Source organism: Paucihalobacter ruber (assembly GCF_006494535.1).
In the GTDB taxonomy this organism is placed as follows: Bacteria; Bacteroidota; Bacteroidia; order Flavobacteriales; family Flavobacteriaceae; genus Paucihalobacter; species Paucihalobacter ruber.
This window is the reverse complement of record NZ_VHIQ01000003.1, coordinates 130,697-145,198: the sequence shown is the minus strand read 5'-3', so window position 1 is coordinate 145,198 and position 14,502 is coordinate 130,697. Positions and strand designations below refer to the sequence as shown.

Here is a 14,502-nt window from a genome sequence, read left to right as displayed (position 1 = left end):
TTAGATACTAATGATATCGCACAAACATAAATGTATTTTTATTCATATTTCAAAATGTGCTGGTTCAAGTATAGAGAAGGCGTTTGATATAGATGTGTTTAGTAATGCAACTCAGAATAATAAAAATTTTTTTGGATGGAGTGAAAAAAATAAACTGTTTCTACAACATGCTACTCCACAGCAACTTTTTGATTGTGAATATTTGAATTATGATATTTGGGATAACTACTATAAGTTCATTGTTGTAAGAAATCCATACAGTAGAATGATGTCTGATTATTTTTGGATATCAAAAACTAACAATATTATTGATACTTTTGAAAATTTTATTCTAAAAAAGGGCAAATATTATTCTCTTTTGAACAATAATAGTACGCCTGACTTTAGAGGTGATCATTTAAATAGCCAATATTCATATTTTCAATTAAACAATAAAATTATAAATTATGACGCGGTAATATCTTTTGAAGATTTTAATACCGGTATTTTAAAACTTAATATTAAAAATGAATTGAAAGAAAAGATTTTAAATAATAAGATTAATAAAAGTGGGCATAACATGTTTCATTATTCTCATTTTTATAATTTCAATAGAAAAAAAATAGTGGAACGCATATATAATGAGGATATTAAATTCTTAAATTATCACTTTGAAAATAAACATAATTTTAAAAGCTATATAAAAGCTCAATTACCTTCAGTGTACTTTTTAAAATGATTATTGAATTATCAATTTATATTAAATTCATAAATAATATTAAATGCCCGTAAAAATAAGCATCGTCATTCCATGTTATAATATGGGTAACTTTATTGAAGAGGCTGTTAACTCTGTTTTGGCTTTTCCAAATCAAGAGGATATTGAAATCATTATAGTTAACGATGGCTCGAATGATAATGGCTATACTCAGGGCGTTTTAGCGGGGTTTAATTATCCTAATTGTACCATTATTCATCAAGAAAATAAAGGCCTGGGTTATGCACGAAATACAGGTATAAAAAATGCCAGAGCACCTTTTGTGTTGCTGTTAGATGCCGACAATAAATTAAGAACAGACTACATTTTTAAAGGTTTAGAGATCATTGAGAGCAATGAAAAGGTTGCTGTGGTCTACAGCGATCTCAATCGTTTTGGTATAGAAAATGGCTTGGTTAAGGTTGGTTCTTTTGATATTTCTAGAATGCTGGTAAAAAATTATATAGATGCCTGTGTGATTCTTAGAAAATCGGCTTGGGAATCGGTTGGTGGCTATGACGAACTAATGCCCGTGATGGGTTATGAAGATTGGGATTTATATATTCGTTTGTTTTTTAAAGGTTGGGAATTTTATTACTTACCAATTGTAGGTTTTGATTATAGGGTTCGTGAGCAATCTATGCTTATTAATTCTAATCAGAACAGAAGCTTAATAATTTCTTACATGTTTTCAAAAGAAGACATGAAACAGATTTCTAATTTAAGAATGGCCTTAGTTGATGGCTTGGAGCATAGAGATGCCTATAACCGTATTCAAAAAAGAACGGTTATTAAATGGGCTTTAAAACTTGAATCCGTTTTAAAAAACAATAAATTAATATTTAATAATTTAAAAGGAATAAAAAATTCACTTAAAAAATGAAAATTCTAAGTATTAAAGTTGTGGATAAATATGTCTGAGCCTCAATATTTTCATATCTATGCTACTGCTAATGATACCTGGCATTATTATCGTGATATTCAAAATCTGATACGTATTTACAAAATGCCTTCGGGTGTTAGTCGAGTAAATCTTTATATGGCTATAAGTAAAGTAAAGCCTGTAAATTTTATTGATAAAACCTTTGTGCGGCTTGTACGTTATTTATTCAACAACCACAAAAACATTGCATTAAATCAGGTCTTATATAAATCGAATATTGGGCGAGATTTTAGTTCTTATAACGTCATGCTAAACATCATAAAACAACAAGCTAATCTCAATGACTATGTTTTTTTTCAAAACAGAAGTGGATTTGGACCTTTTAAAGAAAACTGGTTGACAGATTTTAAATCACAATTTTTAAAATTCCCAAATACTGCACTTTGTGGTAGTACCATTAATTTTATAGATCACCCACTTAGAAGTGACAGAAATAATTTACCTCACGTTCAAACTTATGCTTTTTTATCCAGTATTAAATATTTGAACTTACTGGGTGAGTCATTCCCCGGTATTAATGAAACATCCAGGCTGAATATTATTTTCAATGGTGAAATTGAACTAAGCAATAAGTTTTTAAATCTGGGTTATGGATTAACCTGTATGGAATGGCCCGACCAGTATATTACAAGAACGACGCCTGCCTTAAGTGACCGGGACGTAAGAGGCATTGTAAAGCAACAGCATCAATTTTACCATAAAGGATATATACTTTTAAACGAAAGAAAGACCTTTAGAAATTGGCATTATTTAAAAACCTTATTTTTGTTTATACTCACTTCGCTTTCTTGCGGTATATTTAGACTTCCTACCATTTCTAAAAAATAGTTTTATTTGTTGATATGAAACAAGCAATACTTATTACAGCCTACAAGAATTTTGAACATCTGTATGAAATTGCTAATTTTTTTGACCAGCGGTTTGAAATTTATATTCATGTCGATAAAAAAAGTGAGCTTCCAAACAAGGTCATTAACGAGTTATCTACCTTGCCACAGGTTAAATTGGTGTCTCAAAAATATAAAGTGAACTGGGGAGGAATTAATCATTTAAAGTGTATTTTATATTTGTCTGTTGAGGCTCTTAAAAATAAAAACATTAACAGGTTTCATGTTATTACCGGCCACGATTATCCCGTAAAGACCAAAGATTATTTTATCTCGTTTTTTGAATCTCATCAGGAAAACAATTATATGGTTTATCGTGAATTACCTTACCAAAATTGGCCTAATGGGGGCTTGGATCGTTTGGAATATTATAATTTTTACGACTGGATCAATGCGAAAAAACACAGACCTTTAATTTTTAAATTGGTAAATTGGCAAAAAAAGCTGGGTATTAAAAGAAAACTATCTAAAAAACTACCCAAATTATATGGCGGTGAAAGCTATTGGAGTTTAAACAGAAAAGCCTTAGCATATATAATGGAGTACACAAAGGAGGAGCCTTATTTTTTAAGGCGAATGAAACACTCATTTTGCTCTGAAGAAATTTATATTCAAACAGTATTGATGAATTCTAAATATGCCAATACCGTTGTCAATGACAGTTTAAGATATATTGAATGGTCTAACAGAAATGGAAATTTTCCGGCCAATTTAGATCGAACAGATCTTGAGCCTATTTTAAGTTCAAATAAGTTCTTTGCGCGTAAATTTGAGTATCCGGTGTCTCAGGATTTATTAACAGCATTGAAAAATTATTTAAATTCGAACCTACCCTTTAGTAAGTTATGAACATCGCACTCATTTCACCTAATAAAACCAGCTATTCCGAAACCTTTATTGAGGCTCAAAAAAACGGAATAAGTGGCAAGGTGTTTTATTATTATGACGGTGCCCCACCTACTAAACTAGAAGGCAAAGGCAGTATAATAATACCATTTGGTGATTTTAGAAAGCGTTATGGCTTATTGTTTAAAGACGTTAAGTCGCAAAGCTTAAAGACATCTTTTAAAAAACATAAAATTGATGTGGTGTTAGCCCATTACGGCCCCACCGGTGAAAGTGTGGTGGATGTTTGTAGCGCCTTAAAAATTCCTTTGGTAGTTCATTTTCATGGTTATGATGCAGCTATACAATCGGTAATTTCTAAAAATAATAATTACACTAAGGTATTTGAATATGCCACGGCCGTTATTGCGGTATCTAAACTCATGACATCCCTATTAATCTCGCTGGGTTGTCCTGAAGAAAAAATTATTTATAACCCCTGTGCACCTAGTGATGCATTTTTGCACATCAATCCCAATTTTAAAAAGCCACAATTCTTGGCGCTTGGGAGGTTTGTAGATAAAAAAGCGCCTTATTTAACCTTACTGGCTTTTAAAAAAGTGGTTGACTTGTACCCGACGGCATACTTAATAATGGGAGGTGATGGTCCTTTGCGTAATACCTGTATTAATTTGGCTAAGCAATTCGGCTTAGTAAACCATGTGGCATTTCCGGGGGCGATTACATCAACCCAATTTCAAAAAGATCTTAAGGAGTCTTTGGCCTTTGTACAACATTCCATTACCGCAGACAATGGCGATATGGAAGGCACACCCGTGGCCATCTTAGAAGCCTCGGCTGCAGGATTACCTGTGGTGTCAACTTATCATGCCGGTATCCCGGATGTGATCATTCATGAACAAACAGGTTTATTGTGCCATGAACATGATGTTGATACGATGGCTGAACACATGCTTCGCCTATTAAGAGATGTGGACTACTCCAAGCAATTAGGCCAATCGGGTAAAGCCTACATCAAGGCCAATTTTAGTATGGAGCATCACCTTTCAACTTTGCAACAAGTTTTAGAAAGTGCCGTTAAAAATACTTAACTTTTTTCGGGTAACTTCATGACATTGTAATTATAAATGAGACATCTCATTGAGTCTTCAAATCATCAAAAAAATTACCACTTTTCAATACATCTTTTCCAAAATTGACGTCCACTATCAGAAAAGTATTACAACTCGTTGTTTAGCAGCTTAATAAGGATAAAATGCAGCTTTTTTATAAAAATCGCATTTTATCTGTTAAAATAAACGCTTTAACGATTAAATAAACGTTATAATGAAATATATTGAAGTTTAAACACTTTTATATGTAGGAAAAATTGTATAAATATATAAATATTGTTGATAATTTGGTTAATAAGTTCAGACAAAAATTTAAGGACATTTAAAACACTTTTTTATAACTTGGAAACACAAAGGCAATAATGCCGGCGTCGCCTGAATAAAAGGGTGTAAATAATCCCCAAATACACTATGATCAAATTTAGATCAGTTGTAAAGCGGAACCTTCAGGATACTGAGGGTCCGGACAAGTTCTACGCGCAAGCAGTCTCAGACGGCCGTGTAGACTTAGACGAGCTGGCGCATTTTGCGTCCAGACAAAGTACCGTAAGCAAAGCAGATTGCTATGCGGTGTTGATCTCCTTGCTGGAGCTGGTAGTGTACCATCTCGAGCACGGCAAAATTGTCAAACTCGGCGAGTTGGGCAGTTTTAGAATGTCGGTAAGTAGTGAAGGCCAGGAGCTGGCCGACGAGCTTACGGCAAGTGCCATAAAAAAGGCGAAAATTATATTTTCGCCCGGTACTGATTTAAAAGAAATGCTAAAAACTGCGAAGTTCTCTAAAATTTCCGCTTAAACCTTACGCATTTCTTGATTTAAAAGCCTAGATAAGCACCAACTTATCTAGGTTTTTTCTGTAATAAAAGTACACAACTTTATCTAATCTAATAAACCGTTTATCTATTTTTTTGTTAAAATCGACGAATAACACGACCAATCCAACGGTAACTTAACCAAATGATAAATGCATCATATATTCCTTTCGTTTGACATACAATCTTAAGTTATTCTTAATCAGTAGTTTTATGGAAGCAGTTAAACTTTTATTATCGAATATTTAATATCGTATATCTTAAATCTAAAATCCCATCAGCCCTGCATCTCTTGGGTTAGAGCCCGCAGCCTCTTGATTGATTGTACGGCATCTCTAATCTTATTGATGATATAGCAATAAATCATCTAGGTTATTTGGTTAATACCTAAAACTACATTACAAGATTCACCACAATTAATAGGGTGTGTATTGATAAAGATAACCATCATTTTTTCTTAAAAGTGTGTTATTTCCTTTTACAAACTTTAGGCTACCATTTTTTTTAAGAATTGGAAAGACTTTGTCTTTCCATTCACTTCTTCGATAGCTAAATATAAGCCAATAATTTTTTTTTACATCTATTGTATCTAGCTTTTTTAATTCTTCATTTGTGGGGCCTATATGCCCAATTGCTATTATTCTATCTTTATAAGGTTGAGTTATATCTTTATAGTAAGATATTCCAGACAATCCAGCAAAGACTATTAATGTATCATTATTATATCCTTTTTGATTTAAGTAAGTGATTGCTGCTTTATAAGGATCATATTCACTTGGAAATTTGATGGCGTTGTTATAAATTAACGACATAAATAATATACCAATCGCGATATTAAAAATAGGGACGCCAAATTTTCTTGTTTGCAGTTTTAAATATAAAATATCCAAAAAACCTGCGATGAGTATTAAGTATAATGGTAACATATAAAGAATAATCCTTTTATAAAAAGGATATAACATTAACATAGACATTAATAAATGACTGATTATTGTCAGTATTATTAAAGTTATAATTATATACTTTTTTGCCTTAATTAGGAAAAATAGTCCAATCACAAATAAAATTAAACTAATAACCGCGAAAACTATATTCTGATCGGCAATTAAGTCATAAAATAATTGTTCCCATATAATTTTTATCCCCCAATTAAAATATTCGTTTAGTGAATCAATTCCTGAATCTGGGAGTCCAACTCCTGTCCAAAACTTTAACATTAGGTCCGTACTGGCATGTTTGTATGCAAATAAGTAGTAATAAGTAATAATGCTAATTATCCATATGAATAAGATTAATATTGAGGATATTTTTAACTTTTTGTGGTGCTTATAATTATCGTATAATATTATCAGCGCCAATAAAGGAAAGATGATGATTGTTACGTTTGAAAAATAAAATAATGGAACAACCAAGAGAGCCAGTTTTATTCTATTCCTTGAACTAGTTGTTTTTATTATTTTGAGTGTGATGAAAATAAATCCGAGCACCGCAAATATATCGGTAGGATATTGTTTTATTTCTGATGAATAATAAATTATATTTGGGTGTAATAAAAAAAGTGCTAAAGTAATTAAAGTTATGCGTTTAGTTATTTCTAATTCTTTTAAAATAATAAACAAGAGTAGGGTAGATAATAAAACAGAAAACAATGGTAATATTCGAAATACCAAATCATAACTGCCAAATACCCAAATCATGCCTTTTTGTATAATTAAATAAAGAATCGGCGCTACTTGTCCGTTTCCAAAGGGTTTGAAAAGTTCATAAAAGTTTGCATCTCTAATACTTGAAGCAAGCGCTGATTCATCCATCCACATGCCTCGATCTTGAAAAAATTGTATAAGAATAAAAAATAAGCCTAAACAAATCAATAACCAAATGCCAATTAAATCTTTATAAAATTTTTTGTTTTTTAAGTTAATTGTAGTTCTCATGCTTTTTTACCGATGATAATCGTTGACAATCCCATTCTATTAAAAATAATTTTATCCACTACTTTAAAAATAGGAACCATGGCGTTGTATAATTTCATTTGACCTCCGGGAATAGCATCTTTTTTGAATAAACTACCTGTAATATACCACCCAAATATTCCAGTGAAATTAAAGTATTGTTTATGAATTATGCAAATCTTATTTTCTTTAAACAATTTACTTAATGTAGATTTATTATACCTTTTATAATGGCCTAGTTGTTCATCAAACTTATTATATAACTTTTGATATGAAGGCACTAAAATGATGAGATGACCACTATCTTTTAAAAGTTTATGGCAATTTTGGAGTGCAAGCGAATCATTTTTTATATGTTCTACAACGTTAAGCGCAAAAACGGTATCATATTTCCTTAGATGACTTTTAAACTTTTCTTCAAAATTGCTGTCTGTAAGATCCATTTGTATGATTCCTGAATAGTTTTGATGACCTTCAAATTCTTTAATCAATTTATTACAATATACTTGTCGTATATCACTTAACATAAGGTTATATCCGTCATTTAAAACTAACTTAGAAATATTACCAATTCCACTTCCAATTTCCAAAACGTTACCCTTTATAAAGGGCTTGATAGTTTGGTACATCCAGTTATTGAACTGATGTGCTTCGCTAATCACAGTTAGCGTTGTTTCTCCAACAGGATCATTTTCGTTGAATGCAATTTCACTATTTCGAGCCATGTAATTTAATTCTGTTATTTTACAAATAGATTATATTTAAGAATACAGTAGATAGCTCTAAAACCATCTTTCCAACCAATTTTTTTTCCTTCGTCATAAGTTCTACCGTAGTAAGAAATACCAACCTCATAAATTCTAATGTTTTTTATTCTTGAAATTTTGGCCGTAACCTCAGGCTCAAAGCCGAATCGTTTTTCATTTAATTGAATTTTTTTAATTATTTCATGTTTAAACAGTTTGTAGCAGGTTTCCATATCTGTGATATTGATTCCTGTAAAAGCATTTGACAAAAAAGTTAAAAATTTATTCCCAATAGTATGATAGAAAAAAAGAACTCTGTGTGGGTTTCCCCCCATAAATCTTGAACCATATACCACATCAGCAAATCCGGATAATATAGGTTTTAGAAGTAAATTATATTCTTGTGGGTCATATTCTAAATCGGCATCTTGAATAATAACAAAATCTCCCGTAGCTTCTGCGATACCAGATTGAATAGCAGCTCCTTTACCTAAATTTTTTTCGTGATTTATTATTTTCATTGGAAGATTGGAATTTTTTAAACTATAATTTAAAATTGACTCCTTGGTGTTATCTGTAGAAAAATCATTAACAATAATAATTTCTTTTTGTGTTTCTTCTAATAACTTAACATCTTGAATTAAATCTAGAATTAAATGTATTGTCTCCTGTTCATTGTAAACAGGTATTATGATGGAAAGTTTTTTATTCATATCAATTATAAAACAATTCGAAATACAACAGCAGCATAATTTATTAGTCTCTTAATTATTTGACATTGCAATATATTTAAAAATAATTTACAAGTTTTAAAAGTTTAAGAGTTATAAAAATTTTAATTTTATACTCGACTAAAATAGCATATGAATATTCATTTAGTTTCTATAATAATTCCAGTATTTAATCGTACTCATTTAATTGCAAAAACCCTTGATTCTGTCTTAGCGCAAACATATACCAACTGGGAATGTTTAATTATTGACGATGGCAGTACAGACCAAACTCCACAGGTAGTACAAGCCTATATAACCAAAGATTCCCGATTTAAATATGTGTTAAGAAGTAATGAGTATTTACCGGGAGGTAATGGTGCGAGAAATTACGGTTTAAAATTAAGCCTAGGTACCTATATTAATTTTCTGGATAGCGATGATATATTGTTGCCTAACAAGTTAGAACATCAATTAGCTTTATTGCAATCACATAATGCTAACTATTGCATTTGTCAAACGGAATGGATAGATGTAACAAAGAATTTAAGTTTGGGTTTGCGTTCTAAATCCATTTCATCTCATAAACGGCTTGAAGATTATATCTGCTATCAAATTTTTTGGTCTACCGGTGCACCACTTTGGAAAAAAGAATTTATCATGACTCATAAGTTGCAGTTTGATGAAACACTTAAACAATCACAAGAGTACGATTTTCATATTAAGGCACTGGCAATTGATGACAATTATATTCCAACCGCAAAAGTATTAATCCAACTTATTAAACATGAGGATAATTTATCTAATAATTGGATGGCTTCAAGTGAAAAGGTTATTTCTAACGTATTGGTAAAAGCTAATACCTTAAAAAACTATAATTCTGTTTTAAGTAAGAAGTGTCAGCTTAAACTTTTGGAAATGGTAACGCTTGTTTATAAAGATCAGTTACTGCTTAAAAATTATAGATGTGCCAAAAATGTACAAAAAATGTTGCTGGAAATGTTAACCCATATGCCGGTGCCGTCATCTAAAAAAACATTATTTTATATAAAAACATACGTGATTTATTGGTCTTATATTATTTTTGGAAAAGGTTATAAGCTATTAAAACCCATGTATGTTGGCAAATTGGTATAACAAATGGCAAAAATTAAAGCGATTAATGCTACAGATAATGTCGCTGTTTTACCACCGTACATTCAACAAAACGGTTAAAAAACAACTTAAAAATCCCAAATCTATACCCATCATTATCATTAGCTTTAACCAGTTATACTATTTAAAAAAGTTGGTTGACTTTTTATTAAAACACCAATATCAAAACATTGTAATTGTAGATAACCAATCTACTTACCCGCCTTTGCTCAATTATTTAGATAGTATTAAAAATAAAGTCACCATTCATTATCTATCTGCAAATTCGGGCCATTTGTCTTTTTGGAAACATCAGCATTTGGTTCATCAATATACAAAAGGATATTATGCGCTTACCGATCCCGATATACTGCCATTGACAGAGTGTCCTCATGATTTTTTAAATACCTTTCGTATTTTGTTAGATAAGGCTTATGACCGCACCAAAGTAGGTTTTTCATTAAAATTAGATGATATACCAAACACCAACCCAAACAAAAATGCCATTTTAGAATGGGAATCTCAATTTTGGAAAACTAAAATTCATCCTCTCGCCTGGAAGGCTGAAATTGACACCACCTTTGCCTTATATAGACCCGGGTATAACTACAGATTAAAACATTTCACCAAGGCCTGGCGTACAGATTATCCAATTCAGGCGCAACATGGCGGCTGGTATGTTGATATTAAAAATTTAACTGATGAACAATCTTATTATTTAAAAACTGCCAACGCTTCTGCATCTTGGCAAATTGATGAAAGTGGCGAGCTCATTAATGCTATTCACAAGCCGTTATATACCAATGGTGCATAACCTAACATTATAGAGGCATGTAATGGTTAGATTGTTAGTTTTTTAAGTATATTGTTACCTGTTTTAAAGAGAATTTAATGACTAAAATAAATTACCAACATTCGCAGGACATACACAATACAAAAGACGCTCTTGAAATTTTACCTGTTGTTTTTAAATATATACAACCAAAAAGTATCGTTGATATTGGTTGTGGTAATGGTAGCTGGTTAAAAGCTTCAAAATTATTGGGTGTTGAAAAAGTAACCGGCGTTGACGGCGTTAAAGTTGATAGAAAAGAATTACTCATTGAAGACCATGAATTTTTATTACATGATTTAACGAAGCCATTCCAACTGCAGCAGTCTTATGATATGGCCATTTGTTTGGAAGTAGGGGAGCATTTACCAAAATCATCAGCAGATATGTTGATAAGTTCGTTGTGTACCCTAAGTGATGTGGTGTTATTTTCTGCTGCTGTTCCCAACCAACTTGGTCATTGTCATATTAATGAACAGTGGCCGGAGTATTGGCATCAAAAATTTAAAGAACATAATTTTTTGGCTTATGATATCTTAAGACAGGAATTTTGGGATCACAAAAAAGTGTTTTGGTGGTATAGCCAAAATATGATCATCTATGCTAAAAAAGGTTGTTTAGATGGTGTGTTAGTTCCAAATAAAAAAGTAAATGCTTTGGTTCATCCAAGTAATTATAACCAAAAAATTACGCACCCTAAATATTTAAAAACTAAAAAAGAGTTATTAAATTTAATAGCATTAACTACAAAAATTCTTTTAAAAAAAATACTCAAACCCTAATAGATCTAAATGCCATAAAATAGCCGATATTAAAAAAGCAATGCTATTTTTGTAAGTAATTGATGTTTATAACTAAATAATGTCAGGTCAACCATTAGTGTCCATTTGTATCCCAACCTACAACGGAGCAGCCTTTATAGCTCAGGCGCTAGAGTCGGCACTGGCGCAAACCTATCGACCTTTAGAAATCATCGTGAGCGATGATGCTTCTACCGATGCAACACTCAACATCGTAAAGACTTTTCAAAAGCAAACAGACATCCCCATACACATCTACCACCACCAACCGGCAGGCATTGGTGCCAATTGGAATCATTCCGTGCAACAAGCCAAGGGTGCCTATATCAAGTTCTTGTTTCAGGATGATTTATTATACCCTGACTGTATTGCGCGTCTGGTGCAGCTGATGCAAACAGACCCAACCATTGGTATGGCCTACAGCAAGCGCGATTTAATTTACGACACAGAAACTGAGTTTATCAAACAATTTGTAGTAGGTTACAGTAACTTACACCAGCAATGGCAAGACTTAACAATATCCAATGGTGTATTAGAGGGTAAGGACTATTTAAAAGACCGGAATTTTTTAACCAGTCCCAAAAATAAAATAGGCGAACCCGGGAATGTGCTTTTAAAATCCGAAGTGTTTAATGCCATTGGTTATTTTAACACCCACATGAAACAGGCCTTAGACAGCGACTTTTGGTACCGATTGATGCCGTTTTATAAGGTTGGTTTTATAGATAAGGCTTTATGCGCCTTTAGGCTTCACGAGGCTCAGGCCAGTAGCCTAAATAAACAGGCCAATATTAAAGACAACGATTTGATGTATCAAAGTTATTACCAACATTTGTTACCCTATTTACATCCCCAATGTCGCTGGAAATTGTTAAAATTGTACCATCCTGTTTGGCGCAGGCTTACCCAATTAAAACAATGGTTGTATGGCCAATAACAGTCCGCTCATCAGTATATTGTTACCCGTTTATAACGGCGAAAAAACTTTGAGGGCTACTCTTGAAAGTTTGCTGAACCAAAGCTTTGCTAATTTTGAATTGCTCATTGGAATTGACGGCACAAAAGACAAGTCTAAAAACATTGCTGAATCTTTTAAAGACAAGCGCATCAAAATCATAGAACACCCAAAAAATCTGGGGCTAGCAGACAACGTGAACAGCTTAATTGTTTTAGCGGATCCACAATCGGAGTACTATGCCATGGCCGAGCAAGATGATATTTATGTGCAACAACGCTTAGAATGGCAGTTACAAGTAATACAACAAAACCCCGAAGTAGGGTTGGTGTCAGGTATTGCCGAGTTCATTGGCGACGGCGGTACGGTGTTGTTCCCCGGCATACTGGTACATGGTAAACAATTTCCGCAAGGCGAAGCCCTGTTTAAATATTTGTATGAGCATCAGTTAAAAGTGGTGAATACCTGTATGCTATGGCGCAAATCTGTGCACCAACAAGAGCAATTGCGCTTTAACAACCACTATGGCAACTTTAATGTGGACTGGGATTTTATATTGCGCTTTGCCCTGATTAGTAAGGTGTACGGCATCCCAAAAGTATTGGTACATATGAACCGTAAAAAAACGGTAGGTAGTGTGACTACCAATAATAAAGCTGCCCAACATCAGGCAACCAGACAATTGCTTAAAAACTTTAAAAAATCGCACCCGCAATTGGTCGATGCAACCCTTTACCGTAAAGCCTTAAAACAGCATCGAAAAATTGAGTTGGGGCATCATTCCAAATTTGGAATTGTAGTATATGGACTTTATTACGCTATATGTTATTTAGATACTTACTTTTTAAAGTATATTGTTCAACGTTTTAAGAATTATTTAAACTAAATAAGGTAATTAGAAATAATATTGATACTTTTCTAAAATTCTTATAAATCATATTCTATGACAGTTCTAATTAAAACAATAAATTGATGGTAATGAATCCTTTAAGAATAATACTAAATTCAACTAAACTTTTAAAGATGTTTAGTTCAAACATAAAAACTCTTATAAGATTTAAATATTCAAGAAAAATTATCAATTTTTACTATAATGAACTTTCTTTTGCTGAAAAAAAAAGATTTCACTCCAGGTATAAGAGGCTATATAGAGAATCGGAAAAATATGGTTTCAATGGGATATGGAAAGTGAAATTTTTAAATAACCGCATTTTAATTCCAATTTCAAAAGGCGAAATGTGGTTAAATTGGGATATGGCTCTTACGCTTTCAGGTCATGACATTGAAATTAAATTATTCTACCATAATTTTATTAAATCAGACTTTAAGCCAAAAGTTTTTTTTGATGTTGGTGCTAATTATGGCATACATTCACTCATATTTTTGTCGAACAATATTAAAACGGTAACCTTTGAACCCAATGTAAAATGCAAGCCTTTTTTTCATAAAATGTGTACATTAAATAATTTTAAGCCATGTCTGGTAAATAAAGCAGTAGGTGAGATATCTGGTTTTGCATCCCTTATGTTTCCAGAAAGAGAAACATGGCTGGGTTCTTTGGAGGCATCTACAAAACAAAAGATTAAAGATTATAAACAAAGCACTCAAATTGAAGTCGAGGTTATAACTCTTGACAATTATTGTAAATTAAATAATATTTTTCCGGATTTGATTAAAATTGATACTGAAGGATTTGAAATATTTGTCCTTAAAGGAGCATCACATATTTTGAAGGAGCACAAACCTATTGTAATATTTGAATCAAATAAAAAAGAAGAAAGACTCCCTATTTTTGATTTTCTCACACCTTTAGGTTACATTCTATTCGATTTATTGAATTTAAAAATTGAACTTAATCCTAAATCTTTTTTGGAAAATGAAAGAACAAATTATGTTGCCATTCATAGCAAAGAAAAGCAATTATTGGAGATAAGACCTTTTACAGAATAAACCTTTTAATTTATTGCTTTAAAATATAATTAATTATGTTTAGAAAAATTGAGAGGAAAGTAAATGTAATTATCTATTAAAGATAATT

At 32.0% G+C, this 14,502-nt stretch carries 15 protein-coding genes; 12 read left to right on the top strand and 3 right to left on the bottom strand.

What is annotated here, in order from left to right; translation table 11 throughout:
* Window positions 1–10: 10 nt before the first annotated feature.
* The 6 genes from FJ651_RS06815 (at window position 11) to FJ651_RS06790 (ending at window position 5,319) form a co-directional block, all read left to right on the top strand.
* Complete coding sequence (locus tag FJ651_RS06815; protein ID WP_140989731.1) at window positions 11–718, top strand: sulfotransferase family 2 domain-containing protein; 708 nt, start codon at window positions 11–13, stop codon at window positions 716–718.
* A gap of 43 nt (window positions 719–761) precedes the next feature.
* Window positions 762–1,619 (top strand): glycosyltransferase family 2 protein, encoded by an 858-nt coding sequence (locus FJ651_RS06810; RefSeq protein ID WP_140989730.1) that lies wholly within the window; start codon window positions 762–764, stop codon window positions 1,617–1,619.
* 30 nt (window positions 1,620–1,649) lie between these two features.
* On the top strand, window positions 1,650–2,507 hold the full coding sequence (locus FJ651_RS06805; protein WP_140989729.1) for a hypothetical protein: 858 nt from the start codon (window positions 1,650–1,652) through the stop codon (window positions 2,505–2,507).
* A gap of 14 nt (window positions 2,508–2,521) precedes the next feature.
* A complete protein-coding gene (locus FJ651_RS06800) occupies window positions 2,522–3,415 on the top strand; it encodes a beta-1,6-N-acetylglucosaminyltransferase (protein WP_140989728.1) in 894 nt (297 codons plus the stop codon).
* Entirely contained in the window at window positions 3,412–4,503 is a 1,092-nt protein-coding gene (locus FJ651_RS06795) for a glycosyltransferase (RefSeq protein ID WP_140989727.1), read from the top strand. The genes FJ651_RS06800 and FJ651_RS06795 overlap by 4 nt, the downstream gene beginning before the upstream one ends.
* A 432-nt stretch (window positions 4,504–4,935) precedes the next feature.
* Window positions 4,936–5,319 carry an HU family DNA-binding protein gene (locus tag FJ651_RS06790; protein ID WP_140989726.1) on the top strand — a complete coding sequence of 128 codons (384 nt, stop codon included), beginning with the start codon at window positions 4,936–4,938 and terminating at the stop codon, window positions 5,317–5,319.
* A 432-nt stretch (window positions 5,320–5,751) separates the two neighbouring features.
* Here the strand turns inward: FJ651_RS06790 and FJ651_RS06785 are convergent, their stop codons facing one another.
* The 3 genes from FJ651_RS06785 to FJ651_RS06775 are packed head-to-tail and all read right to left on the bottom strand — an operon-like array spanning window position 5,752 to window position 8,746.
* Window positions 5,752–7,269: a hypothetical protein gene (locus FJ651_RS06785; RefSeq protein WP_140989725.1), complete on the bottom strand. Its 1,518-nt coding sequence runs from the start codon at window positions 7,267–7,269 to the stop codon at window positions 5,752–5,754.
* Window positions 7,266–8,012, bottom strand: coding sequence for a class I SAM-dependent methyltransferase (locus FJ651_RS06780; protein WP_140989724.1), 747 nt, complete (start codon window positions 8,010–8,012; stop codon window positions 7,266–7,268). The genes FJ651_RS06785 and FJ651_RS06780 overlap by 4 nt, the downstream gene beginning before the upstream one ends.
* A 14-nt stretch (window positions 8,013–8,026) precedes the next feature.
* Window positions 8,027–8,746 (bottom strand): glycosyltransferase family 2 protein, encoded by a 720-nt coding sequence (locus tag FJ651_RS06775; protein ID WP_140989723.1) that lies wholly within the window; start codon window positions 8,744–8,746, stop codon window positions 8,027–8,029.
* A 150-nt stretch (window positions 8,747–8,896) separates the two neighbouring features.
* Between FJ651_RS06775 and FJ651_RS06770 the strand changes: the two genes are divergently transcribed.
* The 6 genes from FJ651_RS06770 (at window position 8,897) to FJ651_RS06745 (ending at window position 14,414) form a co-directional block, all read left to right on the top strand.
* Entirely contained in the window at window positions 8,897–9,880 is a 984-nt protein-coding gene (locus FJ651_RS06770) for a glycosyltransferase family 2 protein (RefSeq protein ID WP_140989722.1), read from the top strand.
* Window positions 9,881–9,905: 25 nt separating this feature from the next.
* Window positions 9,906–10,691: a glycosyltransferase family protein gene (locus FJ651_RS06765; protein WP_216746099.1), complete on the top strand. Its 786-nt coding sequence runs from the start codon at window positions 9,906–9,908 to the stop codon at window positions 10,689–10,691.
* Between the two features lie 77 nt (window positions 10,692–10,768).
* Window positions 10,769–11,491: a class I SAM-dependent methyltransferase gene (locus tag FJ651_RS06760; RefSeq protein ID WP_140989720.1), complete on the top strand. Its 723-nt coding sequence runs from the start codon at window positions 10,769–10,771 to the stop codon at window positions 11,489–11,491.
* Between the two features lie 79 nt (window positions 11,492–11,570).
* The gene (locus FJ651_RS06755; RefSeq protein ID WP_140989719.1) at window positions 11,571–12,446 is read left to right on the top strand and encodes a glycosyltransferase family 2 protein; all 876 of its coding nucleotides are present in this window, start codon (window positions 11,571–11,573) and stop codon (window positions 12,444–12,446) included.
* On the top strand, window positions 12,436–13,350 hold the full coding sequence (locus FJ651_RS06750) for a glycosyltransferase family 2 protein (protein ID WP_140989718.1): 915 nt from the start codon (window positions 12,436–12,438) through the stop codon (window positions 13,348–13,350). Before FJ651_RS06755 ends, FJ651_RS06750 begins: the two co-directional genes overlap by 11 nt.
* A gap of 92 nt (window positions 13,351–13,442) precedes the next feature.
* Complete coding sequence (locus tag FJ651_RS06745) at window positions 13,443–14,414, top strand: FkbM family methyltransferase (protein WP_216746098.1); 972 nt, start codon at window positions 13,443–13,445, stop codon at window positions 14,412–14,414.
* Window positions 14,415–14,502 lie beyond the last annotated feature (88 nt).

Excerpts from the sequence above, each read along its gene's own strand:
- FJ651_RS06815 (WP_140989731.1), top strand. The coding sequence starts at position 11 with ATGATATCGCACAAACATAAATGTATTTTTATTCATATTTCAAAATGT.
- FJ651_RS06810 (WP_140989730.1), top strand. The coding sequence starts at position 762 with ATGCCCGTAAAAATAAGCATCGTCATTCCATGTTATAATATGGGTAAC.
- FJ651_RS06805 (WP_140989729.1), top strand. The coding sequence starts at position 1,650 with ATGTCTGAGCCTCAATATTTTCATATCTATGCTACTGCTAATGATACC.
- FJ651_RS06800 (WP_140989728.1), top strand. The coding sequence starts at position 2,522 with ATGAAACAAGCAATACTTATTACAGCCTACAAGAATTTTGAACATCTG.
- FJ651_RS06795 (WP_140989727.1), top strand. The coding sequence starts at position 3,412 with ATGAACATCGCACTCATTTCACCTAATAAAACCAGCTATTCCGAAACC.
- FJ651_RS06790 (WP_140989726.1), top strand. The coding sequence starts at position 4,936 with ATGATCAAATTTAGATCAGTTGTAAAGCGGAACCTTCAGGATACTGAG.
- FJ651_RS06785 (WP_140989725.1), bottom strand. The coding sequence starts at position 7,269 with ATGAGAACTACAATTAACTTAAAAAACAAAAAATTTTATAAAGATTTA.
- FJ651_RS06780 (WP_140989724.1), bottom strand. The coding sequence starts at position 8,012 with ATGGCTCGAAATAGTGAAATTGCATTCAACGAAAATGATCCTGTTGGA.
- FJ651_RS06775 (WP_140989723.1), bottom strand. The coding sequence starts at position 8,746 with ATGAATAAAAAACTTTCCATCATAATACCTGTTTACAATGAACAGGAG.
- FJ651_RS06770 (WP_140989722.1), top strand. The coding sequence starts at position 8,897 with ATGAATATTCATTTAGTTTCTATAATAATTCCAGTATTTAATCGTACT.
- FJ651_RS06765 (WP_216746099.1), top strand. The coding sequence starts at position 9,906 with ATGCTACAGATAATGTCGCTGTTTTACCACCGTACATTCAACAAAACG.
- FJ651_RS06760 (WP_140989720.1), top strand. The coding sequence starts at position 10,769 with ATGACTAAAATAAATTACCAACATTCGCAGGACATACACAATACAAAA.
- FJ651_RS06755 (WP_140989719.1), top strand. The coding sequence starts at position 11,571 with ATGTCAGGTCAACCATTAGTGTCCATTTGTATCCCAACCTACAACGGA.
- FJ651_RS06750 (WP_140989718.1), top strand. The coding sequence starts at position 12,436 with ATGGCCAATAACAGTCCGCTCATCAGTATATTGTTACCCGTTTATAAC.
- FJ651_RS06745 (WP_216746098.1), top strand. The coding sequence starts at position 13,443 with ATGAATCCTTTAAGAATAATACTAAATTCAACTAAACTTTTAAAGATG.